Consider the following 14,427-nt stretch of genomic DNA (forward strand, 5'->3'; position numbering starts at 1 on the left):
ATGCTTGAAGCGGATTTCGTCATCATCGGCTCCGGCTCGGCCGGCTCGGCCATGGCCTACCGGCTGTCGGAGGACGGCAAGCATTCGGTGATCGTCATCGAATATGGCGGCAGCGATATCGGGCCGCTGATCCAGATGCCGTCGGCGCTGTCGATCCCGCTCAATATGAGCCTTTACGACTGGGGCTTCGTCAGCGAGCCGGAGCCGTATCTCGGCGGCCGCGTGCTGGCGACGCCGCGCGGCAAGGTCATCGGCGGCTCATCCTCGATCAACGGCATGGTCTATGTGCGCGGCCATGCACGTGACTTCGACCATTGGGCCGAACAGGGTGCCGCCGGCTGGGGCTTTGCCGACGTGCTCCCCTATTTCAAGCGCATGGAGGACAGCGCAGGCGGCGAGAATGGCTGGCGCGGCCACGGCGGCCCGCTGACTGTGCAGCGCGGCTCGAGGACGAACCCACTCTACGGCGCCTTCGTCGAGGCGGGCCGCCAGGCCGGTTTCGAGCTGACCGACGACTACAACGGCGCGAAGCAGGAAGGCTTTGGGCCGATGGAGCAGACCATTCGCGGCGGTCGCCGCTGGTCGGCGGCGAGCGCCTACCTCAGGCCGGCACTCAGGCGGAAAAATGTCAGTCTGGTCAAGGGTTTCGCCCGGCGGGTAATCATCGAGAATCAACGCGCCACCGGCGTCGAGATCGAAGTGCGCAAACGGATTCAGATGGTCAGAGCGCGGCGTGAGGTGATCGTTGCGGCGTCCTCGATCAACTCGCCCAAGATCCTGATGCTATCCGGCATCGGCCCCGGCCAGCACCTTAGGGAGAACGGCATCCCGGTGATTGTCGACCGGCCCGGCGTCGGTCGCAATCTGCAGGACCATATGGAACTCTACATCCAGCAGGAATCGACGAAGCCGATCACGCTGAACTCGGTGCTGAACCCGTTCTCGAAGGCGCTGATCGGGGCACAATGGCTGTTCTTCAAGTCCGGCCTCGGCGCCACCAATCATTTCGAGGCGGCCGCCTTCGTACGCTCGGGCGCCGGCGTCGACTATCCCGATATCCAGTATCACTTCATCCCGGCCGCGGTCCGCTATGACGGCAAGGCGGCGGCCAAGGCGCACGGCTTCCAGGCGCATGTCGGGCCGATGCGGTCGAAGTCGCGCGGTTCGGTCACGCTGCGCTCGCCCGATCCCAAATCGAAGCCGGTGATCCGCTTCAACTACATGTCGCATCCGGACGACTGGACGGAGTTCCGCCACTGCATCCGGCTGACCCGCGAGATCTTCGGGCAAGCGGCCTTCGATCCGTACCGCGGCAAGGAACTGTCGCCGGGCTCGCATGTACAATCGGATGAAGAGCTCGACGCCTTCATTCGCGACCACGCCGAAAGCGCCTACCACCCTTGCGGCACCTGCAAGATGGGCCGTGCCGACGATGCGATGAGCGTCGTCGATCCGGAATGCCGCGTCATTGGCGTCGAAGGGCTTCGGGTCGCCGATTCCTCGATCTTCCCGCGCGTCACCAATGGCAATCTCAACGCTCCGTCGATCATGACCGGCGAGAAAGCCGCCGACCACATTCTCGGGCGTACGCCGCTGCCACCTTCCAACCAGGAACCATGGATCAATCCGCGCTGGCAGGTGTCGGACAGATAGGCCATGATCCGGCGGACGCACAGTCCGCATGCCGCGACAACGATTTGGAGAACAGTCATGCGCGCCCAGCCAACGGCATCGCATTATGTCAACGGCCGCTATATCGACGACGAGCGCGGCGCAGCGCTGCCGGTTATCTATCCGGCAACCGGCGAGACCATCGCCATGCTGCGCTCGGCGACGCCGAACGTGCTGGAGCTCGCGATCGAGGCCGCGCGTGCAGCACAACCGGCCTGGGCGCGGCTGAAGCCGGTCGAACGCGGCCGCATCCTGCGCCGCGCCGCCGACATTTTGCGCGCGCGCAATGCCGATCTGGCGCGCATCGAGACGCTGGACACTGGTAAACCGATCCAGGAGACGCTGGTTGCGGACGCCCCGTCGGCGGCCGACTGCCTGGAATATTTCGGCGGCGCCGTCGCCGCCTTTAATGGCGAGGCCGTGGATCTCGGCGGACCCTTTGCCTATACCAGGCGCGAGGCGCTCGGCGTTTGCGTCGGCATTGGCGCCTGGAACTATCCGATCCAGATCGCCGGCTGGAAATCCGCACCCGCCCTCGCAATGGGCAATGCGATGGTTTTCAAACCATCGGAAAACACGCCGTTATCAGCGCTGGCGCTCGCCGAAATCTATACCGAGGCCGGGCTGCCCGACGGGCTGTTCAACGTGGTGCAGGGTTTTGGCGATGTCGGCGCCGGCCTTGTCGGCCACGATGTCGTCGCCAAGGTCTCGGTGACCGGCTCGGTGCCGACCGGCCGCAAAGTGCTGTCGCTCGCCGGCTCGAAGATGAAGCACGCGACGATGGAGCTCGGCGGCAAGTCGCCGCTGATCGTCTTCGAAGACGCCGACCTCGAAAACGCCATCGGCGGCGCGATGCTCGGCAATTTCTATTCGACCGGCCAGATCTGCTCCAACGGCACGCGGGTCTTCGTGCAGAGCGGCATCCTTGACCGTTTCGTCGAGAGGCTGACCGAACGGACGAAGAAAATCCGCATCGGCGATCCGCTCGATCCGGACACGCAGATGGGGCCGCTGGTCTCGAAGGCGCAGCACGACAAGGTGGTCTCTTACATCGAGGCCGGCAAGCAGGATGGCGCGGTGCTCGGCTGCGGCGGCAACGTGCCTTCGCTGCAGGGTTTTCAGGGCGGCTTCTTCGTCGAGCCGACGGTGTTCACCGGTGTCGTCGACACGATGCGCATTGCCCGCGAGGAGATTTTCGGGCCGGTCATGAGCGTGCTGAAATTCGACAGCGAGGACGAGGTGATCGATCGCGCCAACGACACCGAATTCGGCCTCGCAGCAGGCGTGTTCACGCGAGACCTGGCGCGCGCCCATCGTGTCATCGCCGAACTGCAGGCCGGCACCTGCTGGATCAACGCCTACAATCTGACGCCGGTCGAAATCCCCTTCGGCGGCTTCAAGCAGTCCGGCATCGGCCGCGAGAATTCGCTCGCGGCACTGGCGCTCTATTCGCAGCTGAAGTCGGTCTATGTCGAGACCGGGGATGTCGCCAGCCCGTACTGATCCTTGGGCGCCGTGCCGTCCAGATACTGCGTCAGCGCGCAGACGAGATGATAGAAGATGCTGGCCGGCACCTCGCTCGCCAAGGAGCGGCCACGCTCGTCGATGCGGTCGATCCACAGGCCGAGCGGTGCCGGATTGATGTGCCAGCGGAACAGCCGGCCGACACGCGCCTCGATCTCCGGCTTCAGGTCGGGACCGCCCGAACCGTCCAGCGCGATCGCCGCCTTGATCGCTTCGGCCTGCGGCCAGCTGCGCGAGACGCGGTCGAGCGGCAGTCCTTGCCGCGAGACGGCGCCGTAGGCGAGGCCCGTGGCGCGGTTCAGGCCATTGGCGATCGCCGACGCGTAGAGCTTCCGGGCAAGGCCGGTCAAGCCGCTCTGGCCGCTGCGGCCGGCGAAGTCGACCAGCAGCGAGGCCCATTCGAAATGATGGCCGGGTTCGGTCCACGTGCCCTTCTCACCAGGGGTCGGCCGCCATTCATGGTCGAAATACTCACCCAGCGTCCAGCTTTCCGGGTCGAAGAAATGGCTGCGAAACAGATCGACGATGCGCGCGGCGCGACGAAGATGGGCGCGCTCGCCGGTCGCCTGATGCCAGGCCAGGAATGCCTCGAGCAGATGCATGTGCGGGTTGGAGCGGCGCTCGCCCTCGCCGCTCGAGGTCTCGCGGAAGCCGGTCAGGCGTTCGTCCTCGAGATGCGCGTCGATGAACGCAAAGGTCTCCTGGCCAAGCCGCAACGCATCGGGATTGCCGCACATATGGGCATGCGCCAGCGCCAGGAGCACGCAGGAATGGTCATAGGCATCCTCGGCGGCGTCGGCGACGGTGCCGTCGACGTTGAGCGTGCGTACCCAGCCGCCATTGTCGGTACGTCCGTGCCTGGCCATGAATTCGAGGCCGTGGCTGATCAGCCGATCGGCCGGGCCGTTCCAGCCGCGCGCCTTGGCGACGGCGAAGGCGTAGATCTGCCTGGCCTGCGTGCGCATGCGCTTGGGTTTCATCAGCGGGGTGGCATCGAAGCCGAGCGCCTCGTGGAACCCGCCGTGGCGCTCATCGACGCCGACCGTCGACCACAACGGCACCGTCTCCTCGAACAGCCAATGGTGCACGCGGCGCTGCCAGGCGCCGCTTTCGATGACGCGGTCGTCGGCGGGCGTGAACCTGGTCTCAAGGCGGCCGCTTTTTTCGAGCTGCTCGACGATCTTCTTGACGTTCTGGCTGTGACTGACCGGAGCAACGAAAGTGGCGTCGGCGGTCGACACGATGGCGACGTCCTTCAGGCCTATGGCCGACAGCAGGCGGCCGTCGCTGCGGATATAGGAGTTCTCGCAATCGATGGCGACGACATCGCCGACGATGACATTGCCCTGCGTGTCGGAGGGGCCGACGTCGAGCAGCGATTGCCAGGAGCCGAGATCGTTCCAGCGAAAGCCGGCCGGCACCATGGCGATGCCGCTGGCGCGCTCCATGATCGCATAGTCGATCGATGTCGATGGGATGGCGGCATAGAGATCCAGAGGCATGTAGAGGCCGGAAAGATCCGATGTCGCAGCCTGATAGGCAGCCTCTGTGGCGCTCCAGATGTCGGGCTGGAAGGCCATGAACGCGTCGCGCATGGCACTGGCGCGAAACAGGAAGATGCCGGTGTTCCAGTAGAAATTGCCGGCCTCGAGATAGCTCTGCGCCGTGGCGAGATCGGGTTTTTCGACGAAACGCGAGACATCGCAGATGCCATCACGCTCGCCGGCCACCTCGATGTAGCCGTAACCGGTCTCGGGTTGGGCGGGCTTGATGCCGAACACAACCAGCCTGCCTTGGCGCGCGGCCGCCGTGCCGGCCTCGATGCTCCGCCAGAATTGCTGTGGCGTCGCGATCTCATGATCGGACGGCACCACCAGCACCAGGCTGTCGCCGAATTCCGACAGCGTGCGCAGACTTGCCAAAGCGACGGCCGCGGCAGTATTGCGTCCGGTCGGCTCGAACAGCGGGCCGCCGCCGGAAAGCTCGTGACCGGCAATGTCGGCATGAACGCGGTCGGCATGCCTTTCCGAGGCAATCAGGAAAACCGGCGTTTCGCCTTCCGGCCGCGCGGTCAGCCGGCGCAGCGTCTTGGCCAGCATTGAGCCGTCGCCCGAGAAATCATGGAACTGCTTGGGATTGTCCTCGCGCGACAACGGCCACAGCCGCGAGCCGACGCCGCCGCTCATCACAAAACTGACGATCCGTTCGATCATGAAAACAAGCCCCGCGTTCAAAAAGTCTGATTGTAGGCGCCGACTTCGGGGCTGCGGCGCAGCACCGCATCGACGGCTTCGAACATCTGCCGGCGCCGCTCGGACGATACCGGGCTCTCCACCACCACCACAAGCTCCGGCTTGTTCGATGATGCCCGCACCAACCCCCATGTACCATCCTCCGCCACGACCCTGACGCCGTTGACGGTGATCAGTTCGCCGATCTTCTGGCCGGCGAAGACCGTGCCCTCGTCCTTCATCTTGCGAAAGTCGCCTACGACGCGCTCGACGACGCCGTATTTGAGCTCGTCGGCGCAGTGTGGCGACATGGTCGGCGTGCCAAAGGTCAGCGGCAGATCGCGATAGAGGTCAGCCATGCTGCTTTGCGGGCTGCGATCCAGCATCTGGCAGATGGCGATGGCCGTGACCAGGCCATCGTCATAGCCGCGGCCGATCGGAGGATTGAAGAAGAAGTGGCCCGATTTCTCAAAACCAGCAACGGCGCCGAGTTCGGCCACCCGCCGCTTGATATAGGAGTGACCGGTCTTCCAATAGTCGGTGACCGCGCCATTCTCCTGCAGCACCTTGTCAGTCATGAACAATCCGGTCGACTTAACGTCGACGACGAAAGTCGAGCCGGGATAGAGGTGCGAAATGTCGCGCGCCAGCATTACGCCGACCTTGTCGGCGAATATCTCGTTGCCTTCATTGTCGACCACGCCGCAGCGATCGCCGTCGCCGTCGAAGCCTAGCCCGACATCGGCGCCCGTTTCCAGCACCTTGTCGCGAATGGCGTGCAGCATCTGCATGTCTTCGGGGTTGGGATTGTAATTGGGAAACGTATGATCGAGCTCGACGTCGAGCGGGATGACCTCGCAGCCGATACTTTCCAGTGCCTCGGGAGCGAAAGCCCCGGCGGTGCCGTTGCCGCAGGCGGCCACCACCTTGAGCTTCCTGGAGATACGCTTTCCCGCGGTCAGATCGTCAAGGTAGGTTTTGCGGAAATCCGCAACGAAGGCGTAGGAGCCATCACCGACAAGGTCGAAATCGCTTGACAGCACGATCGCCTTCAGCGCGCTCATCTCCTCCGGACCGAAGGTCAGCGGACGCGCCGCGCCCATCTTGACGCCGGTCCAGCCATTCTCGTTGTGTGAGGCAGTGACCATGGCGACGGACGGCGTGTCGAGCGCGAACTGGGCGAAATAAGCCATCGGCGACAGGGCAAGCCCGACATCCTTGACCCGTGCGCCGGCCGCCATCAGCCCGGAAACCAGCGCCAGCTTGATGGCAAGCGAATAGGAGCGGAAATCGTGACCGGTGACGATGTCGGGTCCGGCACCCAGGCGACGGATCAGCGTGCCGAGCCCCATGCCGAGCGCCTGGACGCCGATTAGATTGAGTTCCGGCGTTTCGTTCGAGCCGGGATGGCCGAACCACCAGCGCGCATCATATTCGCGAAACCCGGACGGCATGACGAGCGCCGAGGTTTCGAACTCGAATGTGTTTGGTCTGGCATCGCTAACGATCTTCATCGACAAGGCTGCAAACTCCAGGCGGCTGAATCAGGTGCTTCGAGGCAAGTGGACGGTTACCCAGATGCCCTTTAAGCCGTGTTTGTGCGACAGGAAACTGAAACCTGTATGACGTGGCGGCGAAAGCGAAAGAAATGCGACAGAAGCGCTGCCATTGGCGCTTGCAGTAACCAAACTCGGCGGCTATAAGCCCGCGGTCTGGTCACGGAGTGTAGCGCAGCCTGGTAGCGCACATCGTTCGGGACGATGGGGTCGCAGGTTCAAATCCTGCCACTCCGACCAGAAAAAACATTGTCCAACCCGGGAGGCAATGGCTCAGGGCTCGTAGGGGCTCTTCCAAGTTGCGCCTGTACATTCGACAAAAAGAGGTTTGGCCGAGGAGAGGCTACGCGGTGCCCGCAGTGGCATCGGATCGCGGCTATTGCTAACGCATGTTCGTCACCGAAAAAAGCGAGATTTCCAAGGCACCGGAAACCTCCCCCGCTTCGAAACGCCAAATCGTCCCGTGAAGGCCGGCGTGAGATTTACACCTCAGTTGCAACCGGAACATGGGATAGCCCGAGCCACCATTTTGATGCGGCTGTCAGCTACCCTCCGGGAATGCGCCAAGACTCGTCGTCCGGCGGGAAAGCCAAGCCGGCGCGATTCTGCGCCGCCTTTCGCAAGTCTTTGCATCTCACGGCACTATCGTCCATTTTGCTTGTTGCAAAGCCGGTCTTGTCGCCTCTTCTAGTGATCCCCGTCCGCAGGACGAACAACTTCGGAGCAAAAAAGGGGACCATTGTGACGACCCATCATCATGCCCGCACGGGAGCGGTGTCTAGCGCTTCAGGTATGCTGCGCCCTCAACTCGGGCCTGCCGCCGCAGGCAAATATCAGCGCCCGATCTCCAGGGCCGATGCCCGCCGCCTGACTGTCGGTGACATCCTCGCCGCCTATACCGAAGCACGCCAGGCCAAGATTGCCGGTCGCAAGGAATTTCTCGCCAGGATGCGTTTTCTGAACGAATTCTTCGGCACCGAGCCGGTCGCCAACATCAATGGAGATCGCTGCCGCGTCTATGTCGAGCACCGTTCGCGCGAGCGCAATCGGGTAGAGCGTGAGCGAATCGCCAAGCTCAACGCTGCGGCGATGGAGACCCGCCGTGCGTTACTCCCGGCGTGGCGAGACAAGGACTTTACATCAGGCCCGCGTCGCGATCTTGAGGACCTCCGCTCGGCGATCAACTTTTGGGCCAAGGAATACGGTCTCGATCCGAAGCCGTCCGTCACCTTGCCAGACAAACCAGCAGCGCGCGAGCGCTGGCTGACGCGCGAGGAAGCAGCGGGACTGCTGCGCGCGGCATTGCGGCTGCGCCGGAAGCACGGTCAGTACGCTCATCTCTGCCGCTTTATCATTGTGGGGCTCTACACTGGCTGCCGACATCGTTCAATCCTGCAACTCAATTGGGATGGCGAGGCCGCAGAAGCTTGGCCGGACCTAGGCCGCGGCGTGTTCTATTGCAAAGATCAGCACGCGAAAAAAAGCAAGAAATGGCGTCCGCCGACGCGACTGCCGTCACGGCTGATCGCCCATATGCGCCGCTGGAAGCGTATCGATTGCGACTGCGGGCCGGTCGTCCATGACAGCCTGGGCGAACCGACAAAGCGCATCGAGAAGGCGTTCCGCACCTGCCGCGTGGAAGCCGGGCTCGGCGACGATGTCACCCCGAATGTGCTTCGCTATACCCGCGCCATGTGGCCTGTGCTGTGCGACGTCGACATGTGGCGGATCGCCAGCAAGGCTATGCGCTCAGGCGAAATCGCGTGACATCGATGGCCGCGGCCATCAGTGTCTGTGTGTAGGTTGCCTGCGGATTGCTGAAGATCGCCTCGGCCGGCCCCTCCTCGACGATCTTGCCCTGTTTCATGACGATGATGTAGTCGGCCATGGCGCGCACAACGGCGAGATCGTGGCTGATGAACAGATAGGACAGTTCGTGGTCGGCCTGCAGCTTGCGTAGCAATTCGACGATCTGCTTCTGCACGGAGCGGTCCAGCGCCGAGGTCGGCTCGTCCAGCACCACCACTTTAGGCTTGAGTATCATGGCGCGCGCAATGGCGATGCGCTGCCGCTGACCACCGGAGAATTCATGCGGATAGCGGTTGCGCGTGTTCGGGTCGAGCCCGACTTCGAGCAAGGCATCGACCGCGCGGAGATCGCGCTGCCTGCCCGACAGATTGGGCTCATGGACCAGGAGCCCCTCGGTGATGATCTGGCCGACGGTCATGCGTGGCGACAGCGAGCCGAACGGATCCTGGAAAACCAGCTGCAATTCGCGCCGCAGCGGCCTCATCGCCTGGCGGTCGGCGTGGGAAATGTCGCGGTCACCAAGCCGGATGATACCGTCGCTGGGCAGGAGCCGCAGCAAGGCGCGGCCGAGCGTCGATTTTCCCGAGCCGGATTCGCCGACGATGCCGATCGTCTGGTTGCGCTTCAGCCGTATCGAAATGCGATCGACGGCGCGCAGCAGCAGCGGCTCGCCGCCAAGAAATCCGCCGCCGATCTTGAAGGTCACCTCGACGTTTCTGCCTTCAAGCAGGACAGGGGCATTCGGAGGCGGCGGCGCCTTGGTGCCGGTCGGTTCGGCGGCAAGTAGCATCTTGGTGTAGCCGTGCTGCGGGTTGGCGAAGATCGCTTCCGCCTCGCCCTCCTCGACCACCTCGCCATATCGCATCACATAGACCCGATCGGCAAAGCGCCGGACGATGCCGAGATCGTGGGTGATGAAGACGATCGCCATGCCGAGCTTGCGCTGCAATTCGGCGAGCAGCATGAGGATCTGCGCCTGGATGGTGACGTCGAGCGCGGTCGTCGGCTCGTCGGCGATCAGTATGTCGGGGTCGTTGGCCAGCGCCATGGCGATCATGACGCGCTGGCGCTGACCGCCCGACAACTCGTGCGGATAGGATTTCATCCGCCGCTCCGGATCGGGAATATGGACCAGCCGCAGCAGCTTGAGCGCCTCCTCGCGCGCCGCGGCGGCGCCAAGTCCGCGATGCTTGCGGATCGGCTCGATCAGCTGGTTGCCGATCGAATAGAGCGGGTCTAGCGACGTCATCGGCTCCTGGAAGATCATGCTGATCTTGCGGCCGCGGATCTTGTTGAGCTCGGGTTTGCTCAAGGTCAAAAGATTGCGGCCGCGATAATCGACTGTGCCGCTGGCTTCGCCGTTCGAGGCGAGCAGGCTCATCGCCGCCATCATCGTCTGGCTCTTGCCGGAACCGGATTCGCCGACGACGGCGACGGTTTCGCCTGATTTGACGTGGATATTGATGCCCTTCACCGCCTCCACCACACCGTCGAGGGTGCGGAAGCGGACTCGAAGGTCCTTGACGCTGAGAATGGTATCGGAAGCAGCCATCTCAACGATCCTTCGGGTCCAGCGCATCGCGCAGCCCATCGCCGACGAAATTCAGCGCGAACAGCGTGGAGACGAGAAAGAAGGCCGGGAAAAGAAGCAGCCAGTTGGCCGAGCCGACGTTCTGGGCGCCAACCGAGATCAGCACGCCCCAGCTGGTCATCGGCTCCTGGACGCCAAGCCCGAGGAACGACAAAAAACTCTCCAGGATAATGACCTGCGGCACCAGCAGCGTCATGTAGATCACCACCGGCCCGAGCAAATTGGGGATCACATGGCGCAGCAGAATGCCTCGCTGGCCGACGCCCATCGCTTCCGCCGCCTGGACATATTCCTGCCGGCGGATCGACAGCGCTTGTCCGCGAACGATGCGCGCCATGTCGAGCCACAGCACCGCGCCGACCGCCAGGAACATCAGCACGAAGTTCCTGCCGAAGAACACCACCAGCATGATGACGAAGAAGATGAACGGCAAAGAATAAAGCACGTCGACGACACGCATCATCACCTCGTCGACCCTGCCGCCGGCAAGGCCGGCGGTGGCGCCATAGAGCACGCCGTTAACCACGGCCACAATGCCGGCAAGCAGGCCGATGGCTAGCGATATGCGCCCGGCCATCAGCGTTCGGGACAGGAGATCGCGGCCGGTATTGTCGGTGCCGAACAGGAAATATTGCTGCTTGATCGAGGCACTCATCACCATTTCGAGACCGTCCGGCGATTTGCTCTCGATCTTTGTGTCATCAAAGGTATCGGAACGATCAAGGTAGCGAATGTTGCGGTCATCGATCGGCTTGGACGATTTGACGGTAACGAACACACGGCTGTCCTCCTGCCGCCACTCCTTGATGTCGACGCGCATACGCCTGATCGCCTCATCGAGAGCGCCTTCGATCATGTCGGCCTTCGGATAGGCGGAGAAGCTCGGCGGCGTACGGACATAGTCGGCATAGATGGTGGTGTATTGGTGCGGCACGAGATAGGGCCCAAACACGCTGATGACGGCGATGAAGGCAAGATAATAGAGGCTGAACATGGCCGCGCGATTGGCCTTGAGGCGCGCCCAGGCGTCACCCCAAAGGGACCGGCCGACGACCGGTGCGGCAACTGCGATATCAGTCATAGCGCACCCTCGGATCGACGACCCCATAGAGGACGTCGACGATCAGGTTGAAGACAATGGTGAAGAGCGCGATGACCACCACCGTCCCCATCACCAGCGTGTAGTCGCGGTTGAGCGCGGCAACGACAAAATGGCGGCCGATGCCCGGGATAGAGAAGATGGTCTCGACGATGACCGAGCCGGTGAGAAGGGCTGCGGCTGCCGGACCGGTGAAGGAGACGATCGGCAGGATGGCGCCGCGCAGCGCATGCTTGACGACGACCGACCAGTCGGACAGGCCGAGAGCGCGCGCGGTGCGGATGTGATGCGAGTGCAGCGATTCGATCATCGAGCCGCGCATCAGGCGGGCAACGATGGCGATCTGCGGCAGAGCGAGCGTCAGTACCGGGCCGACCTTGTTGATGAGGGCTCCATCGCCCCAGCCGCCGATCGGCAGCAGCTTCCAGGTCAATCCGAATACAAGCTGGATTATCGGGGCGATGACGAAGGTTGGTATGGTGCTGCCGGCGGTCGCCAGCGCGATCACCGAATAGTCGGCAAGCTTGTTCTGGTTGAGCGCGGCAACAGTGCCGAGCACGCTGCCGAGGAGCAGCGCCAGAACGAGCGCCGAAGCGCCAAGTTGGATCGAGATCGGCAGGCCTTCCCTGAACAACTCGCCGACGGTGAAATCCGGCATGTTGTAGCTGGGGCCGAAATTGCCGCGCAGAAGATTGCCTAAATAATGGAGGTACTGCAGCCAGAGCGGGTCGTTGAGCCCGAACTGGGCTTCGAGATTGGCCCTGATCTCGGGGCTCAGGCCCCGCTCCTGGTTGAACGGGCCGCCCGGCGCGACGCGTATCAGGAAGAACGCTATAGTCACGATGACGAACAGCGTCGGGATGGCGGTCAGGAGCCGCCGGAAAACGAATCGCAGCATCGATGCCCCGCTTGATCCAGAGCAGCGCGCGTCCGGCTGGACGATTGCGCTCTAGCCTTCAAATCTTCGCACCGACATTGTCGAAAATCGAATCCGGTTCCCGGGCCGATGCGATGGCAAACCGGCGCCGCCGCGCATTGAGTCGCGCGGCGGCCTGGCTAAGGTATCAGTCCTTGCTGATGAAGCGGGACGGATGGATGTCCATCACATTGTCGTCGAAGCCGTGCAGCTTCGAGGAAACGATGTCGTGGTAGCTGTAGTAGAGAAGCGGGATCTCGCCGACGTCGTCGACGAGGATGCGCTCGGCCTCGGCGAGTTCCTTCATGCGCTGGTCGGGCTTGCCGCCGGCGGCGGCGGCCTTGTCCATGGCCGCCTCGAATTTCGGGCTGTTATAGCTCGAATAATTGTTGCCGCTGGCCTTGCGAGATATGCCGAGGAAGGTTTCCGGGTCCTTGTAATCGGCGATCCAGGCGGCACGCGCCACATCGTAGTCGCCCTTCTGCTCGAGGAAGGAGTAGTGGGTCTTGGTGTCGGTGTTGAGCAGCGTGACCTCGACGCCAAGCGGCTTCAACTGTTCCTGGATGGCGACAGCGGTGTTCTTGTGGTTTTCCGAGGTGTTGTAGCGGATCTGCATCTTCAACGGATGCTCGGGTGTATAGCCGAGTTTCTCGAGGATCTTCTTGGCAGCGTCCTCGCGGTCGATCTGCGGCATGTCGGCGTATTTGGCCAGTGCCGGCGTGTAGCCCTGGATACCCGGAGGGACCATCGAATAGCCGGGCAGCATCGAATTCTGCCAGACTTTTTCAGCGAGGAAGTCGCGATCGATCGCCATCGAGATAGCGTTGCGCAGTTCGACGTTGTCCCAAGGCGCCTTGTCGGTCTTGATCGCGTAATAGTAGATGCCGAGATATGGCCCGACACGGACCTGGTCGCCGAATTTGGTCTTGAGATCGGCGAGCTGTTCGGTCGGCAGGTCACCGTAACTGTCGAATTCGCCGGCCTCGAAGCGCTTCATCGCGGACGAGCGATCCTCGGTCGGGATGTAGTTGACCACGTCCAACTTGACGCTGGCGGCGTCCCAGAATTTCGGATTCTTGACCAGCTTCAGATGGTCGTTGGGAATCCACTCTGCCGCTGTAAAGGCCCCGTTCGAGACCAGCTTGCCTGCCTTGATCCAGTCGGCGCCAAGCTTTTCGATAGACGCCTTGTTAACCGGATAGGTCGCCTGATGGGTCAGCATCTCCAGGAAGTAAGGCGTTGGCGCCTTGAGCGTGACTTCGAGGGTATTTGCGTCAATCGCCTTGACGCCCATATCCTCCGGCTTGCCCTTCTTGGTGTTGACTTCCTCGGCACCCTTCACTGGATAGAGCATGGAAGCGTATTCCGCAGCGGTGGCCGGATCTTCCAGCCGACGGAACGAATAAACGAAGTCGTCCGCCGTCACCGGGCTGCCATCCGACCAGAGGCCGTCCTTGCGCAGCTTGAAGGTGTAGACAGTGCCGTCGTCGGACACCGTCCAGCTTTCAGCGGCGCCCGGAATGAGATTCGTCTTCTGGTCATGCATGACGAGGCCCTGGAACAGGTCGCGTATGATATCGGCTTCGTAGACCGTCGAGGTCTTGTGCGGATCGAGCGTCTCCGCTTCGGCGGCGGCTCCGCGGTTGTAGACGGTCGCGGCGAAAGCCGGCGTGTAGAACGTACCGGCGGCCAAGACCATGGTCGTGGCGAGTACCGTCGCCTTCAGCACATGTTTCAGCATGGAGTTCTCCCTAACGACGTCGCCCTTCGGCCACGTCTCTAAGTGTTGACGCCCCGAAACCGATTGGCTGGTTCCTTTCGAGCGCGCAGCCGGTTCCCTCTCCGGCAGCTGGTGGCCAAACAGTAACGTGGAGATTTTTTATTTCAACAGACTCTCGGGGTCACCCAAAGTAAGGGGGCCGGGGCAGTCGTTTTGCGGGCGGCCAATCAATGGTCGAAACCATGAGTTTGACTGGGTTTCCTGGCCAGAACGCCGATCTGGGAAATAATCTGGCCGATCTTTTCAGTTT

The 14,427-nt window shown here is 62.6% G+C and carries 9 protein-coding genes and 1 tRNA gene; 4 read left to right on the forward strand and 6 right to left on the reverse strand.

Annotation, left to right across the window (positions count from 1 at the left end; translation table 11 throughout):
* Both betA and betB read left to right on the forward strand, forming a co-directional pair.
* A complete protein-coding gene (betA, locus tag NKH67_RS20910; RefSeq protein WP_352501752.1) occupies positions 1–1,653 on the forward strand; it encodes a choline dehydrogenase in 1,653 nt (550 codons plus the stop codon).
* A 57-nt stretch (positions 1,654–1,710) separates the two neighbouring features.
* Entirely contained in the window at positions 1,711–3,174 is a 1,464-nt protein-coding gene (gene betB, locus NKH67_RS20915) for a betaine-aldehyde dehydrogenase (protein ID WP_352501751.1), read from the forward strand.
* On the opposite strand, the gene NKH67_RS20920 is transcribed toward betB, so the two are convergent.
* Positions 3,138–5,408 carry an AGE family epimerase/isomerase gene (locus tag NKH67_RS20920; RefSeq protein ID WP_353031755.1) on the reverse strand — a complete coding sequence of 757 codons (2,271 nt, stop codon included), beginning with the start codon at positions 5,406–5,408 and terminating at the stop codon, positions 3,138–3,140. The two genes, betB and NKH67_RS20920, sit on opposite strands and share 37 nt — an antisense overlap.
* Before the next feature lie 17 nt (positions 5,409–5,425).
* Positions 5,426–6,940: a phosphomannomutase/phosphoglucomutase gene (locus tag NKH67_RS20925; protein ID WP_502893782.1), complete on the reverse strand. Its 1,515-nt coding sequence runs from the start codon at positions 6,938–6,940 to the stop codon at positions 5,426–5,428.
* A 205-nt stretch (positions 6,941–7,145) separates the two neighbouring features.
* On the opposite strand from NKH67_RS20925, the gene NKH67_RS20930 reads away from it, so the two are divergent.
* Both NKH67_RS20930 and NKH67_RS20935 read left to right on the forward strand, forming a co-directional pair.
* Positions 7,146–7,222: transfer RNA gene (locus NKH67_RS20930), tRNA-Pro, on the forward strand.
* Between the two features lie 318 nt (positions 7,223–7,540).
* Positions 7,541–8,749 (forward strand): site-specific integrase, encoded by a 1,209-nt coding sequence (locus NKH67_RS20935; RefSeq protein ID WP_352503452.1) that lies wholly within the window; start codon positions 7,541–7,543, stop codon positions 8,747–8,749.
* On the opposite strand, the gene NKH67_RS20940 is transcribed toward NKH67_RS20935, so the two are convergent.
* The 4 genes from NKH67_RS20940 to NKH67_RS20955 form a co-directional block, all read right to left on the reverse strand.
* Positions 8,724–10,343, reverse strand: a complete 1,620-nt coding sequence (locus NKH67_RS20940) for an ABC transporter ATP-binding protein (protein ID WP_352503453.1) — start codon at positions 10,341–10,343, stop codon at positions 8,724–8,726. The genes NKH67_RS20935 and NKH67_RS20940 overlap by 26 nt on opposite strands.
* Position 10,344: 1 nt before the next feature.
* Entirely contained in the window at positions 10,345–11,463 is a 1,119-nt protein-coding gene (locus NKH67_RS20945; RefSeq protein ID WP_353031757.1) for an ABC transporter permease, read from the reverse strand.
* Complete coding sequence (locus tag NKH67_RS20950) at positions 11,456–12,379, reverse strand: ABC transporter permease subunit (protein WP_352470962.1); 924 nt, start codon at positions 12,377–12,379, stop codon at positions 11,456–11,458. Before NKH67_RS20950 ends, NKH67_RS20945 begins: the two co-directional genes overlap by 8 nt.
* A 166-nt stretch (positions 12,380–12,545) precedes the next feature.
* Positions 12,546–14,138 (reverse strand): peptide ABC transporter substrate-binding protein, encoded by a 1,593-nt coding sequence (locus tag NKH67_RS20955; RefSeq protein ID WP_352503455.1) that lies wholly within the window; start codon positions 14,136–14,138, stop codon positions 12,546–12,548.
* Between the last annotated feature and the right edge of the window lie 289 nt (positions 14,139–14,427).

Origin of the sequence: Mesorhizobium sp. M0968 (assembly GCF_040319065.1) — a bacterium.
In the GTDB taxonomy this organism is placed as follows: Bacteria; Pseudomonadota; Alphaproteobacteria; order Rhizobiales; family Rhizobiaceae; genus Mesorhizobium.

Bases quoted from the DNA above. Each gene is read 5' to 3' on its own strand.
- betA (WP_352501752.1), top strand. From the start codon at position 1: ATGCTTGAAGCGGATTTCGTCATCATCGGCTCCGGCTCGGCCGGCTCG.
- betB (WP_352501751.1), top strand. From the start codon at position 1,711: ATGCGCGCCCAGCCAACGGCATCGCATTATGTCAACGGCCGCTATATC.
- NKH67_RS20920 (WP_353031755.1), bottom strand. From the start codon at position 5,408: ATGATCGAACGGATCGTCAGTTTTGTGATGAGCGGCGGCGTCGGCTCG.
- NKH67_RS20925 (WP_502893782.1), bottom strand. From the start codon at position 6,940: ATGAAGATCGTTAGCGATGCCAGACCAAACACATTCGAGTTCGAAACC.
- NKH67_RS20935 (WP_352503452.1), top strand. From the start codon at position 7,541: ATGCGCCAAGACTCGTCGTCCGGCGGGAAAGCCAAGCCGGCGCGATTC.
- NKH67_RS20940 (WP_352503453.1), bottom strand. From the start codon at position 10,343: ATGGCTGCTTCCGATACCATTCTCAGCGTCAAGGACCTTCGAGTCCGC.
- NKH67_RS20945 (WP_353031757.1), bottom strand. From the start codon at position 11,463: ATGACTGATATCGCAGTTGCCGCACCGGTCGTCGGCCGGTCCCTTTGG.
- NKH67_RS20950 (WP_352470962.1), bottom strand. From the start codon at position 12,379: ATGCTGCGATTCGTTTTCCGGCGGCTCCTGACCGCCATCCCGACGCTG.
- NKH67_RS20955 (WP_352503455.1), bottom strand. From the start codon at position 14,138: ATGCTGAAACATGTGCTGAAGGCGACGGTACTCGCCACGACCATGGTC.